The 24,903-nt window shown below is 36.1% G+C and carries 25 protein-coding genes and 1 riboswitch; of the genes, 16 read left to right on the top strand and 9 right to left on the bottom strand.

All coding sequences use genetic code 11. From position 1 onward, the window contains the following. Positions 1–12: 12 nt before the first annotated feature. From AM499_RS13350 to AM499_RS13310, 9 genes are all read left to right on the top strand, one after another. Positions 13–1,407 (top strand): bifunctional metallophosphatase/5'-nucleotidase, encoded by a 1,395-nt coding sequence (locus AM499_RS13350; protein ID WP_053590682.1) that lies wholly within the window; start codon positions 13–15, stop codon positions 1,405–1,407. Then, positions 1,404–2,450 (top strand): P1 family peptidase, encoded by a 1,047-nt coding sequence (locus tag AM499_RS13345; protein WP_053590681.1) that lies wholly within the window; start codon positions 1,404–1,406, stop codon positions 2,448–2,450. Before AM499_RS13350 ends, AM499_RS13345 begins: the two co-directional genes overlap by 4 nt. A gap of 68 nt (positions 2,451–2,518) precedes the next feature. After that, positions 2,519–2,623: riboswitch (TPP riboswitch) on the top strand. Between the two features lie 96 nt (positions 2,624–2,719). After that, positions 2,720–3,997: an acetylornithine deacetylase gene (locus AM499_RS13340; protein WP_053590680.1), complete on the top strand. Its 1,278-nt coding sequence runs from the start codon at positions 2,720–2,722 to the stop codon at positions 3,995–3,997. A 21-nt stretch (positions 3,998–4,018) separates the two neighbouring features. Then, positions 4,019–4,702 carry a thiaminase II gene (gene tenA / locus AM499_RS13335; RefSeq protein ID WP_053590679.1) on the top strand — a complete coding sequence of 228 codons (684 nt, stop codon included), beginning with the start codon at positions 4,019–4,021 and terminating at the stop codon, positions 4,700–4,702. Positions 4,703–4,719: 17 nt separating this feature from the next. Next, on the top strand, positions 4,720–5,241 hold the full coding sequence (thiW, locus tag AM499_RS13330) for an energy coupling factor transporter S component ThiW (RefSeq protein ID WP_053592207.1): 522 nt from the start codon (positions 4,720–4,722) through the stop codon (positions 5,239–5,241). Then, the gene (gene thiD / locus AM499_RS13325) at positions 5,210–6,016 is read left to right on the top strand and encodes a bifunctional hydroxymethylpyrimidine kinase/phosphomethylpyrimidine kinase (RefSeq protein ID WP_053590678.1); all 807 of its coding nucleotides are present in this window, start codon (positions 5,210–5,212) and stop codon (positions 6,014–6,016) included. Before thiW ends, thiD begins: the two co-directional genes overlap by 32 nt. 13 nt (positions 6,017–6,029) lie before the next feature. Beyond that, a complete protein-coding gene (gene thiM, locus AM499_RS13320) occupies positions 6,030–6,839 on the top strand; it encodes a hydroxyethylthiazole kinase (protein WP_053590677.1) in 810 nt (269 codons plus the stop codon). Then, entirely contained in the window at positions 6,829–7,443 is a 615-nt protein-coding gene (gene thiE, locus AM499_RS13315) for a thiamine phosphate synthase (protein WP_082355263.1), read from the top strand. The genes thiM and thiE overlap by 11 nt, the downstream gene beginning before the upstream one ends. 208 nt (positions 7,444–7,651) lie before the next feature. Further along, positions 7,652–8,056: a GNAT family N-acetyltransferase gene (locus AM499_RS13310; protein ID WP_053590676.1), complete on the top strand. Its 405-nt coding sequence runs from the start codon at positions 7,652–7,654 to the stop codon at positions 8,054–8,056. Positions 8,057–8,962: 906 nt separating this feature from the next. Here the strand turns inward: AM499_RS13310 and AM499_RS13305 are convergent. Together AM499_RS13305 and AM499_RS13300 are read right to left on the bottom strand one after the other, a co-directional pair. Beyond that, positions 8,963–11,110, bottom strand: a complete 2,148-nt coding sequence (locus AM499_RS13305) for a type IA DNA topoisomerase (protein WP_053590675.1) — start codon at positions 11,108–11,110, stop codon at positions 8,963–8,965. A gap of 128 nt (positions 11,111–11,238) precedes the next feature. Then, positions 11,239–11,559, bottom strand: a complete 321-nt coding sequence (locus AM499_RS13300) for a YflT domain-containing protein (RefSeq protein WP_053590674.1) — start codon at positions 11,557–11,559, stop codon at positions 11,239–11,241. A 150-nt stretch (positions 11,560–11,709) separates the two neighbouring features. Here AM499_RS13300 and AM499_RS13295 point away from each other — a divergent pair, with 150 nt between their 5' ends. After that, positions 11,710–12,207 carry a flavin reductase family protein gene (locus tag AM499_RS13295; RefSeq protein WP_053590673.1) on the top strand — a complete coding sequence of 166 codons (498 nt, stop codon included), beginning with the start codon at positions 11,710–11,712 and terminating at the stop codon, positions 12,205–12,207. 228 nt (positions 12,208–12,435) lie between these two features. Here AM499_RS13295 and AM499_RS13290 read toward each other — a convergent pair whose 3' ends face one another. From AM499_RS13290 to AM499_RS13275, 4 genes are all read right to left on the bottom strand, one after another. Then, positions 12,436–12,945: a hypothetical protein gene (locus AM499_RS13290; protein ID WP_053590672.1), complete on the bottom strand. Its 510-nt coding sequence runs from the start codon at positions 12,943–12,945 to the stop codon at positions 12,436–12,438. 161 nt (positions 12,946–13,106) lie between these two features. Further along, positions 13,107–13,844 (bottom strand): metallophosphoesterase family protein, encoded by a 738-nt coding sequence (locus AM499_RS13285; RefSeq protein ID WP_053590671.1) that lies wholly within the window; start codon positions 13,842–13,844, stop codon positions 13,107–13,109. 133 nt (positions 13,845–13,977) lie between these two features. Next, positions 13,978–14,724 carry an SDR family NAD(P)-dependent oxidoreductase gene (locus AM499_RS13280; RefSeq protein WP_053590670.1) on the bottom strand — a complete coding sequence of 249 codons (747 nt, stop codon included), beginning with the start codon at positions 14,722–14,724 and terminating at the stop codon, positions 13,978–13,980. Between the two features lie 122 nt (positions 14,725–14,846). Then, positions 14,847–15,536, bottom strand: a complete 690-nt coding sequence (locus AM499_RS13275; RefSeq protein WP_053590669.1) for a TVP38/TMEM64 family protein — start codon at positions 15,534–15,536, stop codon at positions 14,847–14,849. Between the two features lie 124 nt (positions 15,537–15,660). Between AM499_RS13275 and AM499_RS13270 the strand changes: the two genes are divergently transcribed. Both AM499_RS13270 and AM499_RS13265 read left to right on the top strand, forming a co-directional pair. Next, positions 15,661–16,338, top strand: coding sequence for a YdeI/OmpD-associated family protein (locus tag AM499_RS13270; protein WP_053590668.1), 678 nt, complete (start codon positions 15,661–15,663; stop codon positions 16,336–16,338). Continuing rightward, on the top strand, positions 16,338–17,069 hold the full coding sequence (locus tag AM499_RS13265) for a class I SAM-dependent methyltransferase (RefSeq protein ID WP_053590667.1): 732 nt from the start codon (positions 16,338–16,340) through the stop codon (positions 17,067–17,069). The genes AM499_RS13270 and AM499_RS13265 overlap by 1 nt, the downstream gene beginning before the upstream one ends. A gap of 42 nt (positions 17,070–17,111) precedes the next feature. On the opposite strand, the gene AM499_RS13260 is transcribed toward AM499_RS13265, so the two are convergent. Continuing rightward, positions 17,112–17,597 carry a hypothetical protein gene (locus AM499_RS13260; protein WP_197275556.1) on the bottom strand — a complete coding sequence of 162 codons (486 nt, stop codon included), beginning with the start codon at positions 17,595–17,597 and terminating at the stop codon, positions 17,112–17,114. 131 nt (positions 17,598–17,728) lie between these two features. Between AM499_RS13260 and AM499_RS13255 the strand changes: the two genes are divergently transcribed. Further along, positions 17,729–19,009: an erythromycin esterase family protein gene (locus AM499_RS13255; protein WP_053590665.1), complete on the top strand. Its 1,281-nt coding sequence runs from the start codon at positions 17,729–17,731 to the stop codon at positions 19,007–19,009. Positions 19,010–19,019: 10 nt separating this feature from the next. Here the strand turns inward: AM499_RS13255 and AM499_RS13250 are convergent, their stop codons facing one another. Together AM499_RS13250 and AM499_RS13245 are read right to left on the bottom strand one after the other, a co-directional pair. Then, a complete protein-coding gene (locus AM499_RS13250; RefSeq protein WP_053590664.1) occupies positions 19,020–19,685 on the bottom strand; it encodes a DUF1129 family protein in 666 nt (221 codons plus the stop codon). Next, complete coding sequence (locus tag AM499_RS13245; protein WP_053590663.1) at positions 19,672–20,016, bottom strand: PadR family transcriptional regulator; 345 nt, start codon at positions 20,014–20,016, stop codon at positions 19,672–19,674. The genes AM499_RS13250 and AM499_RS13245 overlap by 14 nt, the downstream gene beginning before the upstream one ends. A gap of 308 nt (positions 20,017–20,324) precedes the next feature. Here AM499_RS13245 and dacB point away from each other — a divergent pair, with 308 nt between their 5' ends. The 3 genes from dacB to AM499_RS13230 all read left to right on the top strand — a co-directional run bounded on the left by dacB (position 20,325) and on the right by AM499_RS13230 (position 24,724). Continuing rightward, positions 20,325–21,809 (top strand): D-alanyl-D-alanine carboxypeptidase/D-alanyl-D-alanine endopeptidase, encoded by a 1,485-nt coding sequence (gene dacB, locus AM499_RS13240; RefSeq protein ID WP_082355262.1) that lies wholly within the window; start codon positions 20,325–20,327, stop codon positions 21,807–21,809. A 145-nt stretch (positions 21,810–21,954) separates the two neighbouring features. Continuing rightward, a complete protein-coding gene (locus AM499_RS13235) occupies positions 21,955–22,530 on the top strand; it encodes a TetR/AcrR family transcriptional regulator (RefSeq protein ID WP_053590662.1) in 576 nt (191 codons plus the stop codon). Positions 22,531–22,630: 100 nt separating this feature from the next. Beyond that, the gene (locus AM499_RS13230; RefSeq protein ID WP_053590661.1) at positions 22,631–24,724 is read left to right on the top strand and encodes an MMPL family transporter; all 2,094 of its coding nucleotides are present in this window, start codon (positions 22,631–22,633) and stop codon (positions 24,722–24,724) included. The last annotated feature ends 179 nt before the right edge of the window (positions 24,725–24,903 follow it).

Raw genomic sequence — 24,903 nt, 5'->3', positions numbered from 1 at the left:
TCGGAGGAACCTATGAAATTAAAAATTTTACATACAAATGATGTTCACAGCAACTTTGAAAATTTTGCTAAAGTAGTTACGCTTATTAATGAGTATAAAGATGAAAACACGTTATTATTGGATGCTGGAGACTTTGCCGACTTTAAAAGTATCGAGTTGCAAGGCACAAGAGGATTAGCTGCTATTGAATTATTAGAAGCAGTAGGCTACGATGCGCTTACGATAGGTAATAACGAAATGTTTAATGGGGTGGATACACTTGAGTATATGGCGAGTAATAGTTCATTCCCTTTTATAAGCAATAATTTATTTAAAAAAGATAAAAGTATTATAAATGGTGTTTATAAAAGTATCATCATAGAGAAAAGTGGTGTACGAATTCTATTAACTGGGTCTTCTCCTAATATGGGAGAATTTAATGATGGTCTTGGTATTTACATGACCGAATATAAAGAAGCGATACATAATGAGATAAAAAGCTATGAAGGAAAATTTGATATTTGTATTCTCCTAAGTCATATTGGCACATTTGCGGATGAACCACTTGCATTGGAAATACCGGAAATTGATATTATTATTTCCGCCCATGACCATAAACTTTTCCCTCAAGCTAAAGTTATAAACAATATTATTATGAACAGTGCTGGGAACTATGGGGAACATTTAGGAATACTAGAACTAGAAATCAATGAAGGTAAGGTGACACTACTTCACTCTGCTACCATTTCTTCAATAGATGTGAAAAAGAATGAAGGAGTGCTTTCTATATTAAAATTGAATAAAGAAAAAGCAATTCAAGTATTGAGTCAGCCTCTTTATCCATTAGAAAAAGCTTTATGGCATGATGTTGTGGAAGAAAACCCTTTAACTAATTTAATAGCAGATGGGCTAAAGGATATGCTACATTGTGACATTGGTTTAATCAATAGTGGTATTTGTAACGCTGGAATATTCCATAAAATGACAAATAAAAAACTGATCGAAGTATGCCCGTCTCCATTAAATCCAACTTCTTTTGAAATACAAGGGAAATATATTAAAGAGGCTTTGGAACAATCACTTGATGTTCAAGCTTGCTTAGCGGATGGACGTGGACCTGGTTTTAGAGGGAGATTTGTAGGGCGATTACATATAGCAGGAGCTGAAATTAAATATAAAGAAGGAAAGATTGATACAGTTTTTGTAAATAACAAACTATTGGAAGATGAAGCGTGGTACACAGTGGCTAGCTCGGATTATTTACAAAGAGGTTCTGGATATCTTTGTCTTGCAAACAATCGAAACGAAAAATATCTACCTGAAGAAATAAAAGATGTCATTCGTGCTTATGCAGATCAGAGTGGTTTTATTGAAAAAGCATATAAGAACAGATGGAAGGACTTATCAAAAGAAAGGGTATTCCAATGAAAATAAGAGAAAGAGGAATTGTAATTGGTCGTCTTCCAGTAGGAGAAAAAAATTGTATTACAGATGTTAAAGGTGTAAAAGTGGGTCATGTAACACTTGATATTCCTTTAGGTGAAGGGGAGCATGCTTGCACTGGAGTGACAGCAATACTGCCGCACGAAAAAAATTTATTTAAACAAAAAGTGGTAGGAGCTAGTTATGTATTAAATGGATTTGGAAAAACAACAGGTCTTGTACAAGTAGATGAATTAGGACTTATTGAATCACCTATTATGTTAACCAATACGTTTGCTGTACCAGCAGTAACCCAAGGAACATTGGAACATATGCTAGAGGGTAATCCGGAAATAGGGGACACTACAGGAACGATTAATATAGTAGTGGGGGAGTGCAATGATAGTAGATTAAACTCCATTCGCAAATTACCGATTCAGCCGAAGCACGCAGTAGAGTGTATTAAAAAAGCTTCATCAAATGTCTCTCTAGAAGGTGCGGTTGGGGCAGGAAAAGGAATGATATGCTTTGGCTATAAAGGTGGAATAGGTTCTTCTTCTCGACTTGTAAAAGAAGAACATAGCTACTTAACCTATACACTTGGTTGTATCGTTCTAAGTAATTTTGGGAGTAAGGATGATTTTCAAAGTGACAACTATAAAGTTGTAAAACAGAAAGAAATTACCGATTTTCTTAAACCAGCTGATGGATCGATTATGATTGTTCTGGCTACAGATGCTCCGCTGAGTAGTAGACAGTTAAAGCGATTGGCGAAAAGATGTGGTATCGGGCTTGGTAGAACAGGTAGTCATTTTAGTAATGGAAGCGGGGATATTGTTATTGCTTTTTCTACCGCACATAAGATTCCTCATTCTTCATCAGAAAATATGGAAACAAGAGAGCAATTGAGAGATGATCAACCTATAATAAATAGTCTTTTTCAAGGTGCAGCGGAAGTTACAGAAGAGGCAATATTAAATTCTTTGTCACAGGCTGAAACAACGGCTGGGCGTATGGGGAATACCGCATATGCTTTTCCTTTTGATTAAGTTTAAGAAAACAATCTTGTAATTTTTAAGTCCTATGGTAAGATTTAAATGCAATTAATAACTAAATAAATGACTGCTAGGGGAGCCTTTGTTAGGCTGAGACACATCGTTGATGTAAACCCTTTGAACCTGATCTAGTTAATACTAGCGGAGGGAAGCAGCTGGGACCCCTACTGTCGTATGTTTGGTTAATTATGTAGAAAACAGCCGCTTTCCGTTTATGGAGAGCGGTTTTTTGTTACCAAAAATAATTGATGGAGGGAAGAAGGATGACACAAATACTGGAACTACAAATTTCTAAAGTAGTAGATGAACAGAAAGAGCAGCTTTTACAAATACTTGCGGATTTAATTGGTTTTCAGACCGTTAGTCCGCCAGCGAGAAATACGGTGGATGCACAAATGTATATTGCTCGCTTTTTAGAGGAACAAGGATTCCAGACTGATAGCTGGGAGGTTTATCCGAACGATCCTAATGTAGTAGCCACCAAAAAAGGAAGCGATGACCAAAATTTTAATAGCTTAATTATTAACGGTCATATTGATGTTGCAGAAGTGGGTGATATTAGTGAGTGGACGGTGCCAGTATTTAATCTGACAAATAAAGACGGAAATGTTTATGGCAGGGGAACTTCGGACATGAAGGGTGCGATAGCTGCAACATTATTTGTCACTAAACTATTAAAAGAGATGGATATTAATCTAAAAGGGAGCTTACAAATACAATCTGTTATTGGGGAAGAAGCAGGAGAGGCTGGTACTCTTTCGTGTGTTGAAAAGGGCTATACAGCCGATTTTGCACTAGTAGTAGATGGAAGCAATCGTCAAATCCATGGACAAGGTGGCGTAATAACTGGATGGATAACAATAAAAAGCAAAGAGGTTTTCCATGATGCGATGAGGATGAAAATGCTTCATGCAGGAGGTCTAGTTAAGGGTGCTAGCGCAATTGAAAAAATGATGAAAGTAGTTGTTGGTCTTCAGGAGCTTGAACGTCATTGGGCAGTAACGAAAGAATATCCAGGGTTTTCACCTGGAACCACTACCATTAATCCCGCGGTTATTGAGGGAGGGAGACACGCTGCTTTTGTGGCCGATGAATGTCGACTATGGATCACCGTTCATTTTTATCCAAATGAAACGTATCAATCAGTAGTACAAGAAATAGAAGAGCATTTAAATAATGTCGCAATGGCGGATCCTTGGTTACGAGATAACCCACTACAATACCGTTGGGGTGGCAAATCGATGATAGAAGAACGTGGCGAAATATTTCCCGCATTAAAAATGAACGCTGAACATTCAGCAGTTCAATTGCTTGGGCAATGCCATGAAGAGATAGAGAAAGTGCCGGTCGAAATTGGAATGTCTAAATCTGTGACGGATGCAGGATGGTTAGGTGAAGCAGGTATTCCCACTGTTATATATGGACCAGGTAAATTGGAAGAAGCGCATTCTGTAGATGAAAAATTAAATGTAGAGGAGTTACTAACATTTACAAAAACACTCTTATTATTTATTTATCGATGGTGTAATACAAAAAAATAATTATTACCGGAGGGAAATTTTATGATATCTACAAAGAAATTTAGTGACCGATTATTTGAGAACGCTAAACCTATTTGGGAAAAAAGTCATCAGCATCCTTTTGTACAAGAGTTGGGAAAAGGAACATTGTCTGAAGAGAAATTTATTCATTATATGAAACAAGATTACGTCTATTTACTCGACTATTCTAAATTGTTTGCGGTAGGAGTTCAAAAATCACTTGATTTAGAGATGATGTCAAACTTTTCTAAAACTCTTCATGACACCCTGCATTTTGAAATGGATTTACATCGTGCGTTTGCGGCAGAGTTTGGTATTACTCCGGAAGAACTGGAATCTACGAAACCTGCACCTACCAATTTAGCTTATACGCGTTATATGTTAAATGTTTCTCAAAATGGCTCGCTAGTAGAATTAGTTTCCTGTTTACTTCCATGTGCTTGGGATTACTGGGAAATAGGGAAACTATTGCGCAAACAGTATGGGGACACCTTGTCCATCAACAAGTATGCAAAATGGATAGAAACGTATGATTCAGAGGAATTTGCAGAAGGTGCCAAGTGGTTAATACAGTTGATGGATCAGTTAACAGAAGGGAAACCGGAAAGAGAACTGGCTCGCATAGAAGAACATTTTCAAATGACCTCTAAGTTTGAGTATTTATTTTGGGAGATGAATTATCAATTAGAAAAGTGGCCGATTTAAAGGAGAAGCAGGGAAAAATGAACAAAACTAGGAAACTAACATTAACATCACTAATTATCGCTATAACGACGATATCAAGCCATCTCATATTTATACCAGTAGGTTTTGCAAAAATCTTTCCAATCCAACATTTTGCAAATGTACTCTTATCGGTTTTACTAGGACCATGGTACGCGCTTGCAGGTGCATTAATTGTATCAACTCTACGAAATTTGTTAGGAACAGGATCTATTTTTGCGTATCCTGGGAGTGTTTTTGGGGCGCTATTAGCAGGTCTTTTATACATGAAAATGAAAAATATTGGATCAGCATTATTAGGAGAGGTTATTGGCACAGGTATTATCGGCGCTGTTGCTACTTATCCAATAGGAGTTCTTTTATTTGGAGAAGAGCTAACATTATTTGGTTTCGTTCCATCTTTTATGTTTAGTTCGTTTACAGGTGCATTACTAGCGTTTGGTTTATTGAAGCTGATGATGAAAAACAGAGTTATGGAGGGATTGATAAATGAAAACAGCGCTCACAATAGCCGGTTCTGATTCGGGTGGAGGTGCAGGTATTCAAGCGGATATTAAAGCTTTTTCTGCAAATGGTGTATTTGGCATGTCCGCTATTACCGCAATTACAGCTCAAAATACTAATGAGGTTCGTTCTGTTCAGTATGTTGATTTGAAAATGATCCAAGAACAAATAGAGTCGGTTTTTGATGATATCCAAGTGGACGCAGTGAAAATCGGTATGCTTGGGAATGCACAAATTACTCAAGTTGTAGCAAATACCTTAAAGAAATATTCCCCTAAATTTATTGTTGTTGATCCAGTAATGGTCTCGAAAGGTGGGCACTATCTATTAGAACAATCTGCTGTAGAAGCTTTAAAAAGAGAAATATTTCCCCTAGCGTCTATTTTGACACCGAACATTCCAGAAGCAGAAGTATTAATAGGGTCAACATTGCATTCGGAAGATGAGATGTATTTAGCGTGTGAACAAATTAGAAGTATGGGAGTTACAGCTGTTTTATTAAAAGGAGGTCATTTGAGTGGTCCATCAAACGATCTTTTTTACGACGGTAAGGATTTTCATTGGTTAAAAGCGGATAGAATTGAGACGAAAAACACCCATGGAACTGGATGTACATTATCATCAGCGATTACTGCAAATCTCGCCAAAGGGTCAACCTTATTAGAAGCGGTTACCTTAGCCAAATGTTATATAACTACAGCGATAACACATAGTTTTCCATTAGGTTCTGGTCATGGGCCAACAAATCACTTTTATGATCTTTACAAAAAATCAAATATGATAGCTCGGTGAGGGGGAATTGAAAATGAATAAAAGTGTAGTAAGCAATCTTTTTTCACGCTTAAGAGAAAAAAATCCACTCGTACACCATATTACAAATATTGTAACTGTAAACGATTGTGCAAATGTGACGCTTGCTATAGGTGCTTCTCCTGTAATGGCAAACAGTGTAGAAGAGGTAGAGGAAATGGTTCAATTAGCTAATGCACTAGTGCTTAATATAGGAACAATACAGGCTGAGATATTTACAGCTATGATTTTAGCCGGAAAAGTGGCAAACGAGAAAGGGATTCCAGTCATTTTTGATCCAGTTGGTGTTGGAGCAACCGCTTATCGAAGAAGATTAGCAAAAGAACTAATACAAAAAGTAAAAATAAGTGTTATTAGAGGAAATGCGAGTGAGATGTACTCTCTCATTAGAGAAAATGGAAGAACTAGAGGTGTAGATTCTACTGATATTTCTTTAGATAGAAAAATACTTGCCGAAAAAGTAGCGAATTTATTTTCTTGCATAGCAGTAATAAGTGGTGAAACAGATATAGTATCCAATGGCTTAGAAACGGTGCAAATTACAAACGGGGACCACTGGTTAACCAAAGTGACTGGTACTGGATGCATGACTACTTCTTTAATAGCATCTTTCACTGGAACGACAGCCGACTATTTTTCGGCAAGCATAGCTGGCATGTCTGTAATGAGTTTAGCTGGGGAGAGAGCGAAAAAGAGTATGTCTGAGGAAGATGGGATTGGTCATTTTAAAGCTCAATTGATGGATGAAATTTTTCATATGAATGAAGAAGTATGGGGAAAAGAGGTTTCTATAATTGAAACATAATATGACATTATATTTAGTGACAGAAGAATCGATTTCTATAGATTCATTGCTAACAGTTGTGGAACAGGCTATTAAAGGTGGGGTAACAGTTGTTCAACTCCGGGAAAAAAATAGCTCTGGAAGAGACTTTTATGAAAAAGCAAAGGCATTAAAGAGATTACTAGATTATTATCAAATACCCCTTATCATTAATGACCGTATAGATATAGCAATCGCAGTGAAAGCGGCTGGGGTCCATGTAGGTCAGACAGACTTACCGATTTCGATAGTGAAAGAAATTGTACCTTCTTCGTTTATAATTGGAGTTTCCGTGGCAACGCTCGAAGAAGCAAAAAATGCTGAGCTTGAAGGCGCTAATTATATAGGCGTCGGCTCTGCTTTTCCTACTGGTACAAAAAGTGATGCAAAGCTTTTACGTAAGGGTGTCCTCGAAGAAATAACGAAAACTGTTTCCATTCCTGTAGTTGCAATAGGGGGGATAACACTTGAAAATGTATCCTCGTTGCAAGATAGAGGAATTGCTGGGGTCGCTGTAGTTTCAGCGATAATGAAGGCGGCGGATCCCTTTTATGCTGCTCAGCAGTTTAGACTGAAACTAAAATAAGAATCTCCATTGAAGTTAAGTAGATCAGGTATCGTTGAGAAACAATAGAATTACTAAATAAATTGTTATAAATGAAAGGAATTCTATACTTTAAGTAGAATAACATATAAGTATTTCTTATAAAGCTTGGAGGTAATACCTTTGTTATTTTATTTTTGATATATATCATCTACCTAAAAATTTCATATAAATTAGGAGCTGAAATATATTGATTTACAAAAATTCGCTCGAGGGTATTTCATCTGATATGTTAAATGGTTTTTTTGTAGATTGGCCGAATCCGCCAAATCCACAAACTCACTTAAATCTGTTAAAGAAGAGCAGTAAAGTGATTATTGCTATTGATGATAATACGAAGCAAGTAGTTGGATTTATTACAGCGATAAGCGATGGGATTCTATCTGCTTACATTCCATTTCTTGAAGTTTTACCAGAATATAAAAGTATTGGTATAGGTAAGGAATTAGTAAATCAAATGCTCATAGAGCTTGAAGACATATATATGATTGATTTATGCTGTGACGATGACTTAGTTCCTTATTACGAAAAGTTCGGAATGACGAAGACAAATGGAATGATTTTGAGGAACTATAAAATGCAATCTGGAAGTTAAAATAATTTATGCAAGAAAAAGCGCTTGGATATTTGTCCAAGCGTCAGACTTTAGGTAGACTCTGGATTTTGAGTTTATCTATAGTCTTTTTTCTTTTAAGATAAAAATATGATAAATAGAATTGGGATTCCGCTTCCGGCGGACGCTTTCCGCGGGCTGGGCCGAGCCGCTTCCTTCGCAAAGCTCTAGGGCACTGAAAAAGTCCTCCATGAGATTTCATAACAGTATGTGAACGACAAATTGTTCACATACTCGTTTTTATTTTGGATCCGTTAATTTACGTTCCAGGCGGACGCGTTCCGCCGGCATGGCTTCAGCCGCTTCCCTCGCTACGCTCAGTCCAGGGTCTTCAGCTCATGCTCTTCCGGCTGGAGTCGCCGCCTTCCACTCCAATTAACTATTATCCGCTTTTCAATTAGGAAATCATCATGCCATTAATAGAGCAAGTTTTTATCACTTACATTTTTTCAATTAGTATTTATAGAAAATCGTTGAAAAAGGCGATACTCCTGTGGGAATAGTGTTAGCCGAAGACCCCGCAGCGCAGCGAGGAGGCTAAGGTAACGCCCGCGGAAAGGGAGCCGTTTCAACGATTTCCTTATTTATCGGACGACATTATTTAGTAAAGTCAAATTCTATGGACTTCTTTTCAGTGCCAACCAAAGCTCAATCCAGGATCTCGACAGTCCCGCTTTTGCCGTTGGAGTTGCCGCCTCCGCTCCGATTAATATTTTGAATAATTACATATATGATATAAGTTAAGATTTCCCCTGGTAAAATATTATAATGACAAAAGGTATCGAGAGGACGACCTCTTGATACCTTTTGTAGACAATCTGGGCTTGGATATTTGTCCAAGCGTTTTGAAAATTGTATTATATAAAAAAATTGGCCACTCTTAACCATTTATTCCTTGAAGTCTAGTTTTAACTTGCCTTCGACTAGCATAAGGCTAGCATTAAAGGTTTGCCCGTTTTCTGCAACAAATCCTTTGATAATATTTGTTTTTCCTTTTGTACAGAGCAGTTTAATCTGACTTGGCGTAATCTTCTTTTTTAAAAAGAATCCATTAAAGGTTTGCGAGCAACCTTTTTTATAATTGGTACAGCCATAAAAACCTTTTCGCGCAACAATAGATCCTTCTTTACATTTTGGACATAGCACGATCGGTTCTTGTTTATATTTAGTATATTTAGAACTTGATGTTTTAGACGGAATGAGTTTGATATCAATATTTTTTGATTTTAATTGAGTAGGAACTTCTTGTAATAAACTGTTTATGAACTTCCCAATGCTATGAAGGAAACGTTCCTGAGAACCTTCTCCATTACCAATCTTCCGTAAATAGGTTTCCCACTTTGCTGTCATGGATGGGCTTGCTAGAAGATTTCCTTCAATTGCTTGGCATAGAACTCGTCCTTTATTTGTGATAGAAACGATATTTTTTGTAACATCAATATATCCGTGTTTCTTAATTGTTTCAATGATTCCACTTCGGGTTGCTTCTGTTCCCAGTCCTTCTACTTCTTTTAATATTTCAGTTTCCCCTTTGTCTTCTACCAATTTTCCACAGGTTTTCATCATTGCAATGAGTTGACCTTCTGTATATGGTTTGGGAGGCATTGTTTTTCCTTCCTTTATAGTAATATCGCTGTCTACTTTTTCTTGCATATATAAAGGAGGGAGTGTTGGTTCTTCTTTTTCACTTTCTTTATCAGAACGAATAAATAACGCTTTCCAGCCTTTGTCTCTTTCCGTTTTTCCAGTTGTGAAAAAGGGCAGCCCATTAACAACTGTTGTCACTTTAGTTTCTGTATACAAATAATCACTATGAAACATTGCAAGGGTTGAACGGATAATTTCCTCATAAAGATTTCTTTCCATACCTGACATGCCGGCAAGTACAGCCTGCGAAGGTATTTTTTTGGTCGGTATAATTGCGTAGTGCTCCTGTACTTTTGAACTGTCCACATATCGCTTTTTAGGAGCGAGTGAAGTAACAGGGAAGGAATGTCCAATTAGCTGTTGATATTCTGATACTTTAGATGATAAATAAGAGAATTCACTTGGTGTAATATAACGTGAATCCGTACGAGGATAGGTAACAAGCTTTTTCTCATACAATCCCTGCATTGTCTTTAAAGCATTAGCAGGACTCATTTTCCATAATCGATTCGCTGTAGCTTGTAGCGTCGACAATGAATGGAGTTGGGGTGGAGGAATACGTTTTTCCTGCTTTTCTACAGAAGTTATTTCTCCAGGTGAATTCCGTTGAATAGCATGTTTAGCAAGAAGCTCCTGAATGATTTCTCGTTTTGGCTCCTTTACTTTTGCTTTCCCCTTATAGTTCCCGTTTGTTGCAGTGAATATTGCTTCTACTTCAAAAAATGGTTCAGATACAAAGTTTTCAATTTCCAATTGACGTTGATAAATTAAGTAAATAGTTGGTGATTGAACACGGCCGATAGGAAAGACTTCTCGAATACCTTGTGATTGTAATAAAAGAGAATACAGCCTAGATCCATTCATTCCAACAAGCCAATCACTAATTTGGCGTGCCTTTGCTTCATCATATAAAAGTAAATCTTTTCGGTTATCCTGTAAGTTAGCAAAACCTTTACGAACTTCTTCAGTTTCTAATGAATTAATCCATAATCGTTTAATCGTCTTTCCTTTTGCTCCAGTATGATTGTAAATACTATAGAATATATTTGATCCTTCACGGTCCACATCACATGCGTTTATGATTGTATCCGTTGTTTTCATAAGTTTTTTCACGATGGTGAACTGCTTGTATTTCCCCTTTGCCACTTGGAATTCATAATGATCTGGTAATATGGGAAGACTATTCAAAGACCATTTATCCCATTTTGGATCGTATGCTTTCGGTTCCTTTAGTTCAACAAGATGACCTACTCCCCAGGTTATATAGGCTCCTTCGGGGAAAATAGGGCATGGGTTGATTTCTAAGAAGCCCTCATGTTTTTTGACTGAAAAAGCATCAGCATATGCTTTTGCCTGACTAGGTTTTTCAGCTAGAATAACTGGTTTCAAACAAGTACACCTCACAGTTGTAAAAAAATAAAACACTCGTTCTTATAATTGTGCATCAAATTTTTAAAAAATACAAATAAAAATCCCATTCGCCCAATGAAGGGGAATGGGATTTACATATACATGAATCAATTATGAGCAACGATAACTAGCTTACCGGCATCTAGCTCTTTTTCAGCAGCAGAAGCTTCTTCTTTTGTTAATCCAGCAGCTTCCATTTTACTTCGTAACTCATCACCACGAGAAGTAAAAAGGTTCTTCATCGATTCTAGAAAGCCTTGTTCTTTTACTCCAACGTCTTTCGTATCTAAAGCGTCGTTAATATCGTCCGCTCTTTCTTTAAAGTGGGCGAAAATATGAATGTTATCTCTTGAATAACCTTGTGTTTCAAATTTTTCAATTTCTTGTTTCGCTTGAACGGCATTTTCAACAGTTACTTTAATTGTCATATTAAATTCCTCCATTGTTGTATTATTTGCTATATCTATCTTTACCCTGCATTAGGGTTGTTTAAACAAAGAGTCGGGTAGAAATCTAAATATGTGAAAGAAAAGGTTGATTTTGATATTCTAAAAAGAAAAGAGAATGGAAGTTGCTTAATGGAAAATAAATTGGAACAAATAGCTAGCTTTAAAGCTGCTATGGGAAATTACCCGACAGGTGTTACGGTTGTGACTGCATTTAATCCAGAAGGTAAACCAATGGGATTGACGGTTAATTCCTTTGCATCGGTTTCTTTAGAACCCTTGCTAATTTTATGGTCTATAGATAAGAGAGTAAACTCGTATAACGATTTTCTCAAAGTAGATAAATTTAGTGTAAATATTTTAGCTGAGAATCAAAGTGATTTATGTAATTTATTTTCAAGTAAAGTAGAGGACCGATTTGGTCAATGTGACTGGCAGGAGTCTGACTTAAAATTACCTATACTCACCGATGTGCTAGCAGTATTGCAATGTAAGGTATTTAAGCAAGTGGAGGCTGGCGATCATACAATTATGATTGGAGAAGTAATTGATATTCAAAATTATAATAAAGAACCGCTACTATATCATCGAAGAACTATTGGAGCTATTCCAAAAGAGTTTTATAAATAAGAAAAAGGATATCTAAAGAGATATCCTTTTTTCATGTTTAATTTATAGTCACCGAGCTTGCGTGAGAATGCATCGATAAGACCGATGTTCAAGACGATTAGAAGAACTAAAAAATGAACTCCTCATAATAGTGATAGAACTGTACCTAATTGTAAAAAGGATTTCAAAAAGATGTTATCTATTTGTACTTATATGAATAAAATGTCTCTCTGATTAACAAGTGGAGGATCAGTCTGGCATCCTATACCCGTATGGCCAATCAGACTGACCTTGCTGATTCTGAGGACTTTGCTCCCAAGGGTAACCCTGCTGATCTTGTTGACCTTGCCCCCAAGGATACCCTTGCTGATCTTGTTGACCTTGCCCCATAGGATAACCTTGCTGATCATACTGGCCTCGCCCCATAGGATAACCTTGCTGATCATACTGGCCTTGCCCCATAGGATAACTTTGCTGATCATACTGGCCTTGCCCCATAGGATAACCTTGCTGATCATACTGGCCTTGCCCCATAGGGTACCCTTGCTGATCATACTGGCCTTGCCCCATAGGATAACCTTGCTGACCATACTGGCCTTGCCCCATAGGATAACCTTGCTGATCATACTGGCCTTGCCCCCAAGGGTAACCTTGCTGACCATACTGACCCTGCATCCAAGGATACCCTTGCTGACCATACTGGCCTTGCATCCAAGGATAGCCTTGTTGCATTTGTCCTCTTCGAAACTTCCGAAACATTCAATTTTCCTCCTTTTTATTCTTCAAATTAGCATATGTAGAGATAAAAGGAGGGGTTGGGAACTACTTCGTTTTTGTTTTCAGTTTGTTGTTCTAAAGGCACATTTTGTTTCATCTTTGAACTCGTTAGAGAATGGATAAGAAAAGAGAGAAATTGTAATCTAGTTTTCTAAGTAAAAAAGCTTAAACAGTATCTCTCTTTGAGGAACTTTTAGTGTTTTAAACTTTGTAATAAACGCTTCTTTATCATAAGTTGCTTTATGAATTCGAACAGTAGGTTTACTGTCAGTGAAATCAATTATTGCATAAGGAGCAGTATTTCCTTTTGAAACCCCAAGTGCCCCAGGATTTAAATAGATTTGGCGTTCATTTTGAAAAAAATGTTCTGGATGATGGTGGCCAAAACAAATAATATCAGCTGGATAATTTTCGTACATCTTCTCCATATTCTCTAAGTTTGGCTCTAATATACTGTAAAAAGGGTCATCTTTAATATGTGCGTGTTGCTTATTAAATTCAATATGATAATGAATACCAATGACCTTGATGCCATTAATTTCTTTTTCTATTATTCGGGGAAGTTGGTTTAGCTTTTCGATATGGTTAGAAGATAATTGGTTTGCAATCCACTCGTGATGTTCAAATGTATGTTTATAACTTTCTGGATGACCTTCACCAGCCAATAGGGACAAAATAGCTTCATCATGGTTTCCGGTAATCATACGAATATCGTTACGAGCAAACAGTAAATCTAATACTTCGTTTGTTTCTGGCCCCATTGCAATCATATCTCCAAGACACCAAATTTCTTCTATATCTCCACTCAGGTCAATTTCTTTTAGAACTTCCTTTAATGCCATTTCATTGCCATGAACATCTGTTATGATTGCAAGCTTCAAATGTATTCGCTCCTTTTTATATCTATATGTATAAAAAAGGTTGTCCTTTTATTGGACAACCTCAGACTATTGACAAATGCTTTCGTTCTTCATTGCGTGCTCATCTAATACAAGTATCTTCAACCTACTAATTTTATTTAAAACTTAAGAATCCATCGTCCACTGGAACTGTTTGACCGTTAATCGCGCTTGCTGCATCAGAAAACAAGAAGGCAACAACTTCTGCTACTTGTTGTGGTTTAATTAATCGATTGTGCATATGTTGCGCAGCTAAATAGTCTTTCATTTCTTTATCTTCGCCAAGAATAGGAGTGTCGATAAATCCAGGTGCAACTCCGTTTACTCGGATACCATATTCAGCTAGTTCTAAAGCTGCTGATTTAGACATCATCACTACTGCTGCTTTTGCAGCATTATAGTTGAAACTACCTTTAGCAGCCATTGTGCCATAAATAGAAGCAGTGTTAACAAATACTCCTTTTGCACCGATTTCTACCATTTTTTTCGCTGCATAGTACATACCATAATATACGCTATGTTGATCGACATCTATTACTTTATGATAAGATGCAGGGTCCATTTCTAAAAATGGTTTTACTAAACCAATTCCTGCGTTGTTGAAAATTCCATTTAATGTACCGTATGTCTCTACTGTGAAATTGATTAGCGCTTCTACTTCTTCTGCTTTTGAAACATCTAGTTTGTAGGAGGTAGCTTTACCACCATTTTTTTCAATTTGAGCCACTGTTTCCTTTGCACCAGCTTCATTAAAATCAGCAATTACAATTGTGTTACCTGCTTCTGACAATTTGTACGCTGATTCTCGTCCAATTCCACTACCGCCACCTGTAACAATAATTACTTTACTTTCTGTTGCCATTTAATGTTCCTCCTCAAATGAAATTTTGACATTTTCTTTACATATTTAGTATAACGCTTCAATGTCTCGAATTCAAAATATCTGTTTTGCTATGAAAACACACAATTGTAATATGGATGAAGTTAATCGATATTATCCTTTTCTAAAGAAACTGCTTTTCTTTTATTTCGAACTATTTTAATGAAATAATATAGTGCAATCGCAGCTATAATAACGATCCAAATGACATATTCATCCCATTCTGCAGACAATATCCCCGCAGGTATTAAAGCTAAAACGAAGAAGTAAAGAAAATTTCCAATGGAGGTTGCTAATAAATATGGGAATAACCGTATAGTACTCAGCCCTGCTAAAATATTTATGATACTTGTTGGAACGAAGGGGAAAATTCTTGCTTGGAATACATATGTAAAACCATTTGCGTCAACTTTTTCAATTAACTTCGGGTTAAATTTTTTCATAATTATATCTTGGAAAATATAGCGAACAGAGCAATAGACAATTACTGAGGCAACGACACTTGTAAACCAGCTCCATAAAAAACCCTTCATAAATCCAAATAAAGTAATATTTATTGTAATGACAAGGACTAAGGGGAATACTGTAAAAGAGTTTTGTATGAGCATAACGATGAATAGGAAGAATAGGGCAAATCCTAAATTTTTATTTAAGAAGTTGCGAATACCTTCGACATCTCCATCTAAGAGCAAAGAGATTAAATCTTTATTTAATATAAAAAACAGGACTAATAGAAGTAGTCCGCTCCATACGATCCATTGTTTTTTTAGGAGTTTGTTCATATTTGTCTTCATAGGTCACCTGTTCTTTCGATAAAGGTCGTTAATTTTATCCTACCATGCTTTAGTCTTTGTAAAAAATTTTGGGCATTGTTATTCTTAAAAGAGTGCAAGACTTTTTCGTAAAAGGAGTAGTTATATGCCGACTAAATCAATTGTAGAAAAATTAAATGTAGAAAAATACATAAATAAATTAATCCTCCATTTGCCAACGGGTATGAAGGATTTTGATGAAATTGACTTTGATACTTCTATAAATGAAAGTAAATATGATTTTGTATTTGTATTTGTTAATAACTTAGAGGATTATACGAACTATTTAAATGAAATGATCGAAAAGAAGTTGATTGAGAATAATGGCTACTTATTCTTTGCTTATCCGAAAAAGAATAATCCGACGTATAGGGAATATATTGATCGTGATGATATGATCAATTCGATTTCACCAGATGAGGATGGATACGTTACAGGTAGTGATTTGAAATTTTCAAGAATGGTCAGTATGAACGAAACATTTACTGTTGTGGGTTTAAAATCAGTGCCTAAGAAAAAGAAAAAAAGTACTACAACCCAAAACAGTCAATGTGTAGACGATTATATTCTGAATGTTAAATATATTATAAGGTATTTAGAGAAGAATGAGAAATTACTCGATTTTTATAATCAATTAAAACCTGGTTACCAAAAGGATTGGGCTCGTTATGTTTATAGTGCAAAGCGTAAAGAAACACAAGAGAAAAGACTGCTTGAAATGGAGAAAATCCTTGGGGAAGGTTATAAGTCAAAGGATTTATATAGAAGAAATGAGGGAATATAATGAACTACCGAGGCTCTAGTGCTTACGATCAATCGGAATTCTTCTCAAACTATTTGAAAAGAAGAGGGAGAAAGGACAGTCCCAATAACGCGATTGAAGGACCAATTATATATGAACTAATTGGAGATTTTACAAATATAACGGTACTTGACCTAGGCTGTGGAGATGCTAGGTTTGGTAAAGAACTATTGGAAAATGGAGCAAAGCAATACATTGGCTTAGAAGGTTCTAAACAAATGGCGGCAACTGCTATTCAGCATATTTCAGGTATGAATGGGGTAATCCATTTGGAATCAATGGAGACTTTTCATTATCCACAAAATGAATATGATCTTGTCACTTCAAGATTTGCCATACATTATGTAGATAATATTCAAAAACTGTTTAATAACGTGCATAATGCTTTGAAAGAGAATGGAAAGTTTGTGTTTAGCGTTCAACATCCACTTACCACGTCATCCTTTGAAAGTAAAAAGGCTGGAGATAGACGGGAGAACTGGATTGTGGATGACTACTTTATCGCCGGGGAACGAAAAGAACCATGGATGGATGAAGTGGTTATCAAATTTCACCGAACGATTGAGCAATACTTTCAAGCGTTAGTTAGAGCAGGCTTTCAAATAGTCGACTTACGAGAAGGTGAGCCAAAGATTGAACATTTTAGCAACGAAGAGGAATTTAAAAGAAGATTAAGAATTCCTGTTGTGTTGGCTTTTTCTTGTGTGAAATAAGGAAAGGGGATGGATTAGAATAATCTTTCACCTAGTTACATTTTATTCGGTCAAAGTTACATTATGTTCTTTTGCCAAATCTTCAATTTCATTTAAAGCTTGGCGCATTAATGCTCTTCCTTCGTTAAGCATTTGGTTGGCTTCGTTGATTTTATCGTAATCTTGGGCTTCAATTGCCGCTAAAACGGTTACTATACCATTAAATTGTGTGTTGCTTGCGTCTATATAAAGTTCATGTATCTCTCTCACTTCTTTAGTTTCTGGTCTAATTTCCTCTAATTCTTCTATAAGCTTTCTGTATTTCGGTATGACAACATCATGTATATGGTGGTATGTTGTTTCATCATCCACAAAATTTTCACCAATGACACTTTCATATTCTGAGATAGCTTCAGTCTCTAGTTCTTCTAATGTCTTTACTTCATTGTTTATATATTGAAGTAAATCATCTTGAACAGGGTCACCACACGCACTTAGAACAAATATAGGAATAAAAGCTAAAATAATAAAAAGAAGTCGCTTTATCATTGTACCTCCTAAGGCAAAGTTGAATTCAAACACTAAAATCAGCATATGCAAATCATTAAGAATACGGTACGGATAGTTATGAATGAAAATAGGTGAAATGACTCAACCTTTAATAGAAGGGAGTGAATTAGTTGGTTTCTCTTGAAGAATCTATAAAAAAATATGCATTGCGTTATGAAACAAAAAACGATTTAACGCCAATAATTGATGCCATTGGTGATGCGAAAATAGTCCTTCTAGGGGAAGCTAGTCACGGTACATCAGAATTTTATACCGTCCGAGCTGAATTGACTAAACGATTATTAGAAGAGAAAGGGTTCTCTTTGATTGCAATTGAAGGAAATTGGCCATCCACTCAGCGTATAAATAGGTTTATAAAGGGCTATACGAAGGAACCGAGTAATGTAATGGAAGCTCTTCAGGCATTTGAACGCTGGCCAACTTGGATGTGGGCAAATGAAGAAACTGCTGAATTTGTTAGTTGGTTAAAGGTGTACAACGAGCAAAAAGAGCATAAGGTTGGTTTTTATGGAATTGATATATATAGTTTGTGGGAGTCATTAGATGAAGTAGTGAAGTATTTAAGTCAAACGAATCCCGAAGGAACGGATTTAGCATTTGCCAAAAAAGCACTCTCATGTTTCCAACCCTTTAATCGCCATCCCGAAACCTATGCATTTTCATCTTTAAATATTTCGGATGCATGTATAGAGGAAGTTGCCAAATTAGTTTCTTCCATACGTGCTCATGAGGACAATTATAAGGATGAAGTAGAGTCTGACTTAAATTTAAAAATAAATGCAATGGTTGCTAAAAATGCGGAGGAATACTACCGCGCAATGGTTCGTAGTGATGAATTGTCATGGAATGTTCGTGATGAGCATATGGTCGAGTCAATCAATGAAATAATGGACTATCATGGGAAAGATGCAAAAATAATCGTCTGGGAGCATAATACCCATATCGGAGATGCATCTGCTACGGACATGAAAAATTCCGATATGATCAATGTCGGACAGCTCCTCCGCCTGCAAAATAGAAAGGAAAACGTTTTTGCAGTTGGTTTTGGTACTCATAGAGGAACTGTTATTGCAGCAGATGAATGGGGACTTCCTTATAAAATTATGGATGTTCCACAAGCACGAAAAGACTCTTGGGAAGATGCATTGCATGACGCAGGAGCATTTGATAAGGTATTGATTTTTAATGAAGAAAACAGGTCTTTATTTAATGATTGGATAGGTCATCGAGCAATAGGGGTTGAATACAATCCGGATTATGATGCATATGCCAATTACGTACCATCCAAAATAGGGGAACGGTATGATGCATTTATTTATATCGACAAAACAAAGGCGCTTTCTCCTTTAGATAGAGAGCAACATAAGACTAAGGCTGCTCAAAGATTTTGAGCAGCGATTTTTAATTGCCTGCTTTTTTCATTAACCATGAAGTTAGCAATAAAATTGCACCAATTCCAAGTGAAACAGTCCATGGAAGCACAAAGGAAGGACCGAAATCTTTGATAAAATAGCTAGCTATAAAAATAAATAAGAAGCTTCCAGCACCATATAAACCTGCTTGCAACATCATTTTCTTATCACTTGAATTTTGATCGAAAGCTGTTTTATGAATTAAACCAAAAATTACTTTTACTCCAATAGCAATCAATAGTGCAATTAATAAGAAAATTAGAAGAGAGGGGACAATATAAACTCTAGAAACACTCTCTTGCCCTACTAATAGAGTAGCAACGCTTCGGATGACTAAAAACCATCCAAGCAAATTCACTCCTATTCGGCTAAGAAATTTAGACGTGCTTTTTCTTTCTTCCTTTGGTAAATGGTTAATTATTTCGTCTGCATAACCTCTCGGGTCATCGCCAAATATTTCTCTCGCTGTTTTGCCATCTTCTTGACCTTCTATTAAATGATCTAACATCTCCATTAATACTTCTTCCGATTGTTGTTCAGATAGACTTAGTTTAGTACGTATATAAAGAAGCATTCCGGAATAATATTTTTCGTTATCTTCTGTCAGCAATTCTCTTTTTTGATTGTTTTGCTCTATTAATTCACTTGCTTTCATTCGTATTTCCTCCTTTTGACAATAGGGTGTTAATCGGTACTGATAATTGATTCCATTCCTCTGAAATGATTTCAAGAACTTCTTTGCCTGCTGCTGTTAAAGAGTAATACTTTCGATTTGGACCAAAATCGGAAGGTCTCATTTCACCTATAATAAGTTTGTTTTTTTGAAGTCTTAATAAAACAGGGTAAATTGTTCCCTCGCTAACATCTGATAAACCGATTTCTTGCAGTTTTCGTGACAGTTCGTATCCATAAACAGCTTCCTTTTCTATTACAGCAAGCACGCATCCGTCTAGAATTCCTTTCAAGAGTTGACTTCTAATTGACATAAGTGAGCCTCCATAAAGCTATCTTGAAAACATAATAGCTAGTTAAAAATTAACTACCTTGTTTTGCAAAGTAGTTAATTAGAGTATATACAAGCGTGGGGTAATTGTCTACTAGGAAAATATGCCGTATTTTGTCTCTTTTTGAAAAAAATAAGGTATTATCTGATAATTTGGTGTTAGAATAGTTATATCATTTTGAGCCTTATTCAGTGTGCAATAAGCACAGCTGAATAGTTAATTGGGTTGAATAAACTCTTTTAAAGTTACATGCTAAAGCGCATTTCATATTAAAATTTGGGAGGTATAAGGTGAATATTTGGAGAAAACTCTTAGGTAGTGTCGTTGCTGTTTTTATGATAGCTGGATCAGTAATTATTCCAGTAACAGATAATTCTAGCGTTGAAGCTGCTACTACTTATTCAAAATTAACAAGTACGCTTAATAATATTATGTTAGATAGTAGGATGAAAAATGCAAATACCAGTGTGACAGTAAGAAAAGCTTCCACTGGAGAAGTGATTTATCATCATAATCCGGACAAAGGAATAACACCAGCCTCCTCGTTGAAATTGTTAACTGGTGCAGCTGCACTAGATACTCTAGGTGAAAATTATCGTTTTTCTACAGTTGTTTTAACTGATGGTACCGTAAAAAAGGGAACGTTAAATGGCAACTTGTATTTACGAGGTCAAGGAGATCCGACTTTATTAAAATCACATCTTGATAAATTTGCAGATGGATTAGCGAAACAAGGGATTAAAAAAGTTTCGGGTAATTTAATTGGTGATGATACTTGGTTTGATTCTGTTCGATTATCTGCAGGAATTTTAGCAGAGGACGAGCCCTATTATTATGCAGCTCCGATTTCGGCTTTAACACTTTCACCAAATGGAGATTTTGATGCAGGATCAGTCATAGTGGAAGCGAAGCCTGGAGTGAATGGTAAAGCTACGAAAGTAACATTATCTCCTGTAACAAGTGTGCTACAAGTAGTCAATAGATCAAAAACAGTTCCGAAGGGGTATAAAAATACACTGAAAATTACTCGTCAAGTCGGTTCTAATAAGGTAATTATTACAGGGAATTCACCAGTAGGCACTTCTGGTAAAAAAGAATGGATTTCAGTGACAAATCCAGCCTTGTATACATTGGATGTTTTTAAAAGTTCATTAAAAGCAAAAGGTATTACATTTGTATCTACCTCCAAAGTAGCCCAAGGAAAGGCGCCAAAAAATGCTAAAGCGCTCGTATCAAGAAAATCGATGCCATTAAAAGAATTAATCATTCCATTTATGAAGTTAAGTAATAATACACATGCAGAAATGTTAGCCAAAGAGATGGGGAAAGTAAAATATGGGGTAGGTAGTTGGGATGCAGGTCTAAAAGCTATGCGTGATTACGCAAGTTCTATCGGTCTCGATGGTAGACAGTGGAAATTCGAGGATGCGTCAGGCATGTCATATTCCAATAAAATTACTTCCGAACAATTATCTCAATTACTTTATGTTGTACGTTCTGAACCTTGGTATACCACGTATATAAAGAGCCTTCCAATAGCGGGATCATCAGATCGATTTATTGGGGGAACACTTCGAAATCGTTTGAAAGGATTCCCTGCAAAAGGGAATATAATGGCAAAAACAGGAAGCCTCGAAAATATTAAATCACTTGCTGGCTATGCAAAGACCCAAAATGGTGAAACGTTGATCTTTACAATACTAACCGAAGACACAAAGACGAGCACAATACCTGTCATCGACCAATTCGCAACAGCCATAACAAACTTCAAATAATAACAATTGAAATCAAGAGATAATGTTACAGTAGTGTTACTGGTGCCTGGCACCAGTAACACTACTGTAATTTTTTTATTTGGATGGATTAGTTTTCGGTTTAGTCTTGGTATACTATACTTGAGTTATGAACGAGGTGAGTACGTTGGGTAGAGATCGTAAGTTTACAGATGAAGAATTATTTAATGCTACAAAATCAATGATTATCCACGATGGATACGAAGCATTTACATTTAGTCGATTAGCGGCGGTCTTAAATGTTTCAAGAGGTAGTATATATAAGTATTACGAAAATAAAGACGAACTAATATCGGAATTTCTTATGTACGAAATGAATCGTTTCCTACTTGAGTTTAATGCGCTAGACAAAACAGGAGATTTCCAAAGTCAATTTAATTTATTAATTGATTTCATATTTGAACATAATAATATCCATCAAGTGTTGGAAATAATTCATCAAATACCTTCTAACACAACAAAAAGAGTAGAAGATAACAAATCCAAATTAAGTGAATATCATGTGGATATGTATAAGCAATTCCAAGGCTTTATCGAGTTAGGACGAAAAGAAAATAAGATAAAAAGTCATATTCCTACAGCGGTTATGTTGGGAATGATCTTTCAAACAATTGCAATTCCGAACCATTTTGCCATCCCACAAGATGAATGGATTGCATCCATAAAAGAAATATTAAGTCATGGAATGTTCAGTAAAGAGTAATTGACATATCTGTCACTTATGAAGTATTGTAAGAGACAGATATTTTTTTGTTAAAAGTGACACAAGTGTCACTAAAATAATTTTACTGGAGAGTGATTAAATGAAGACCGTTTTACGACACATTACAGATTTTGTATCTAGTAAAAAAGGAATGTGGATTACCCTCGGAAGTTGGCTAGTTATAACTGTATTGCTTGCAGTATTGGCTCCGAGTGCAAGCGAGTACAAAGTCTCCAGTGTTGCATCATTACCGGAGAATGCTAAATCTGTCATTGCGCAAAAAAATATGGATGAGCATTTTAAAGATGCAGAAAGTCTTCCAGCTATTCTCGTTTTGCAATCGGAAGAGGCTGAATTAAATATAGATGCAATAGGGGTAGCTTTAGATAAGGTAAGTGCTTCTAATATTAACGGGCTAAAGGAAGTCATTCCATTTAGTAGCTTACCTCCTCAAGCGCTTGCAGGATTTTTCTCAGAGGATAAAGAAACAGCAGTCATTCCGCTTAGTTTTATTACTTCTTTGCAAATCTCAGATCTTGAAAAAAGTTTAGAAGAAGTGAAAACAATAGTAGCAAAGGAAACAGGCTCTACTGTTTATATGACAGGACCCGCAGGAATTGCAGTAGATACAACAAAGCTATTTGAACGTGCAGATATTGTTTTACTTCTGGCTACTGTAGGAATAATACTGGTTCTACTAATTATTATTTATCGTTCGCCATTGCTTGCTTTAATTCCATTACTAGCTGCAGCATTTGTGTACGAAGTAGTAAATCAAATCCTTGGTTTGTTTGGAAAAGCAGGATTAGATCTTGCTAGCCAATCAACTTCAATTATGTCTATTTTATTGTTTGCGGCGACAATCGATTACTCATTATTCGTGTTCTCGAGATACCGCGAAGAATTAAAAAACTATGAAAGTAAGTTCGATGCGATGAAATGGGCGATGCGTGAAACTGGTATTCCAGTATCCTTCGCTGGGGGAACTGTTCTTGCCGCAATGCTTGTTTTGTTCTTTGCAGAATTTGGGGATTACAAAAACTTTGCACCGATATTTGGGACTACGATGTTCGTCATTATGATTGCATCTGTTACATTGATTCCAGCACTCTTCACGCTTTTCGGAAGAAAATCTTTCTGGCCGAAGATTCCAAAGTTTGGGGAGGAAGAGGTAAAAGCAAACTCTTTATGGAATAAAATCGGTTCATTTGTTGTAAATAAGCCAGTTGTAGCAGCTCTTTCTATTCTTGCTATTTTAGTAATTTCTTCATTGAACTTGTTTAATTTAAAATATGAGTTTGATACGATGAAGTCTTTCCCAAGTGATATGGCTTCACGTGAAGGGTATGAAATTATTGAAGAACAATTTGAAAAAGGAGATCTCGCACCAACGACAGTACTATTTGAATCTGAAAATGAAATAACAGAGGAAATGCAGGCAAATTTAATAAAACAGCTTTCTAAGCAGAACTTAGTAAGTAGTGTACGTGCATCAGGAATTTCCGAAGATGGGCTTGCAGCGCAATTTCAATTAACTTTTAAAGAAAATCCATATTCTTCGGAATCAATGGATGCTTTGGAACAGATGATAGAGGAAGCAAAGAGCATTGTGAGCGATAGCAACGTTCAAGGCGATATTTATTTTGCAGGTGAAACAGCATCCCAAGTGGATGACCGCTCAATCAACAATCGAGACTTAATCGTCATCGTATTGTTAGAAACACTTTTGATTTTTGTTTTATTGATCGTGTTAACAAAATCCATTAAAATGCCTATTTACATGATGGGAACTATCCTATTATCATTTTTGGCAGCACTTGGTCTAGGTATGTTCTTGACAAACCTTTTCTTCGACATTGATACAATTAGTAACCGAGTTCCTCTTTATTCGTTTGTATTCCTTGTAGCATTAGGAATTGATTATAATATAATTCTAATTTCTAGATTTATGGAAGAAAGGGAAAAACACTCGGTTAAAAAAGCGGTACAAATAGCAGTTTCTCATACTGGGGGAGTTATTTCTTCCGCGGGTATCCTCCTCGCAGCAACTTTCGCCGTGTTAATGACACAACCTATACAATTACTATTTGTATTTGGCTTTATCGTAGCAGTTGGAATCATACTCGATACTTTCTTGATTCGAGGAATACTACTGCCAGCATTAATCGTATTGTTTGAAAAAGATAAAAAATAAAACATAAAACACTTGGTAGCAGCAACCTCAAAACTACCAAGTGATTTTTTATGGATGTTTCAAAAGTGTTACGGGTGCCTGGCACCAGTAACACTTTTGTGATGATAAATATTTATAGGCAGGAGGTGATTTTCTGCTATATAATAAATTCAGCAAAATGAATTAAATGGAAATGGAGC

Origin of the sequence: Bacillus sp. FJAT-22090 (genome assembly GCF_001278755.1) — a bacterium.
Taxonomy (GTDB): domain Bacteria; phylum Bacillota; class Bacilli; order Bacillales_A; family Planococcaceae; genus Psychrobacillus.
The sequence above is the reverse complement of the archived record's forward strand: the minus strand, read 5'-3'. Positions and strand labels throughout refer to the sequence as shown.

Bases quoted from the DNA above. Each gene is read 5' to 3' on its own strand.
- AM499_RS13350 (WP_053590682.1), top strand. From the start codon at position 13: ATGAAATTAAAAATTTTACATACAAATGATGTTCACAGCAACTTTGAA.
- AM499_RS13345 (WP_053590681.1), top strand. From the start codon at position 1,404: ATGAAAATAAGAGAAAGAGGAATTGTAATTGGTCGTCTTCCAGTAGGA.
- AM499_RS13340 (WP_053590680.1), top strand. From the start codon at position 2,720: ATGACACAAATACTGGAACTACAAATTTCTAAAGTAGTAGATGAACAG.
- tenA (WP_053590679.1), top strand. From the start codon at position 4,019: ATGATATCTACAAAGAAATTTAGTGACCGATTATTTGAGAACGCTAAA.
- thiW (WP_053592207.1), top strand. From the start codon at position 4,720: ATGAACAAAACTAGGAAACTAACATTAACATCACTAATTATCGCTATA.
- thiD (WP_053590678.1), top strand. From the start codon at position 5,210: ATGAAAACAGCGCTCACAATAGCCGGTTCTGATTCGGGTGGAGGTGCA.
- thiM (WP_053590677.1), top strand. From the start codon at position 6,030: ATGAATAAAAGTGTAGTAAGCAATCTTTTTTCACGCTTAAGAGAAAAA.
- AM499_RS13300 (WP_053590674.1), bottom strand. From the start codon at position 11,559: ATGACAATTAAAGTAACTGTTGAAAATGCCGTTCAAGCGAAACAAGAA.
- AM499_RS13295 (WP_053590673.1), top strand. From the start codon at position 11,710: ATGGAAAATAAATTGGAACAAATAGCTAGCTTTAAAGCTGCTATGGGA.
- AM499_RS13290 (WP_053590672.1), bottom strand. From the start codon at position 12,945: ATGTTTCGGAAGTTTCGAAGAGGACAAATGCAACAAGGCTATCCTTGG.
- AM499_RS13280 (WP_053590670.1), bottom strand. From the start codon at position 14,724: ATGGCAACAGAAAGTAAAGTAATTATTGTTACAGGTGGCGGTAGTGGA.
- AM499_RS13275 (WP_053590669.1), bottom strand. From the start codon at position 15,536: ATGAAGACAAATATGAACAAACTCCTAAAAAAACAATGGATCGTATGG.
- AM499_RS13270 (WP_053590668.1), top strand. From the start codon at position 15,661: ATGCCGACTAAATCAATTGTAGAAAAATTAAATGTAGAAAAATACATA.
- AM499_RS13265 (WP_053590667.1), top strand. From the start codon at position 16,338: ATGAACTACCGAGGCTCTAGTGCTTACGATCAATCGGAATTCTTCTCA.
- AM499_RS13260 (WP_197275556.1), bottom strand. From the start codon at position 17,597: ATGATAAAGCGACTTCTTTTTATTATTTTAGCTTTTATTCCTATATTT.
- AM499_RS13250 (WP_053590664.1), bottom strand. From the start codon at position 19,685: ATGAAAGCAAGTGAATTAATAGAGCAAAACAATCAAAAAAGAGAATTG.
- AM499_RS13245 (WP_053590663.1), bottom strand. From the start codon at position 20,016: ATGTCAATTAGAAGTCAACTCTTGAAAGGAATTCTAGACGGATGCGTG.
- AM499_RS13230 (WP_053590661.1), top strand. From the start codon at position 22,631: ATGAAGACCGTTTTACGACACATTACAGATTTTGTATCTAGTAAAAAA.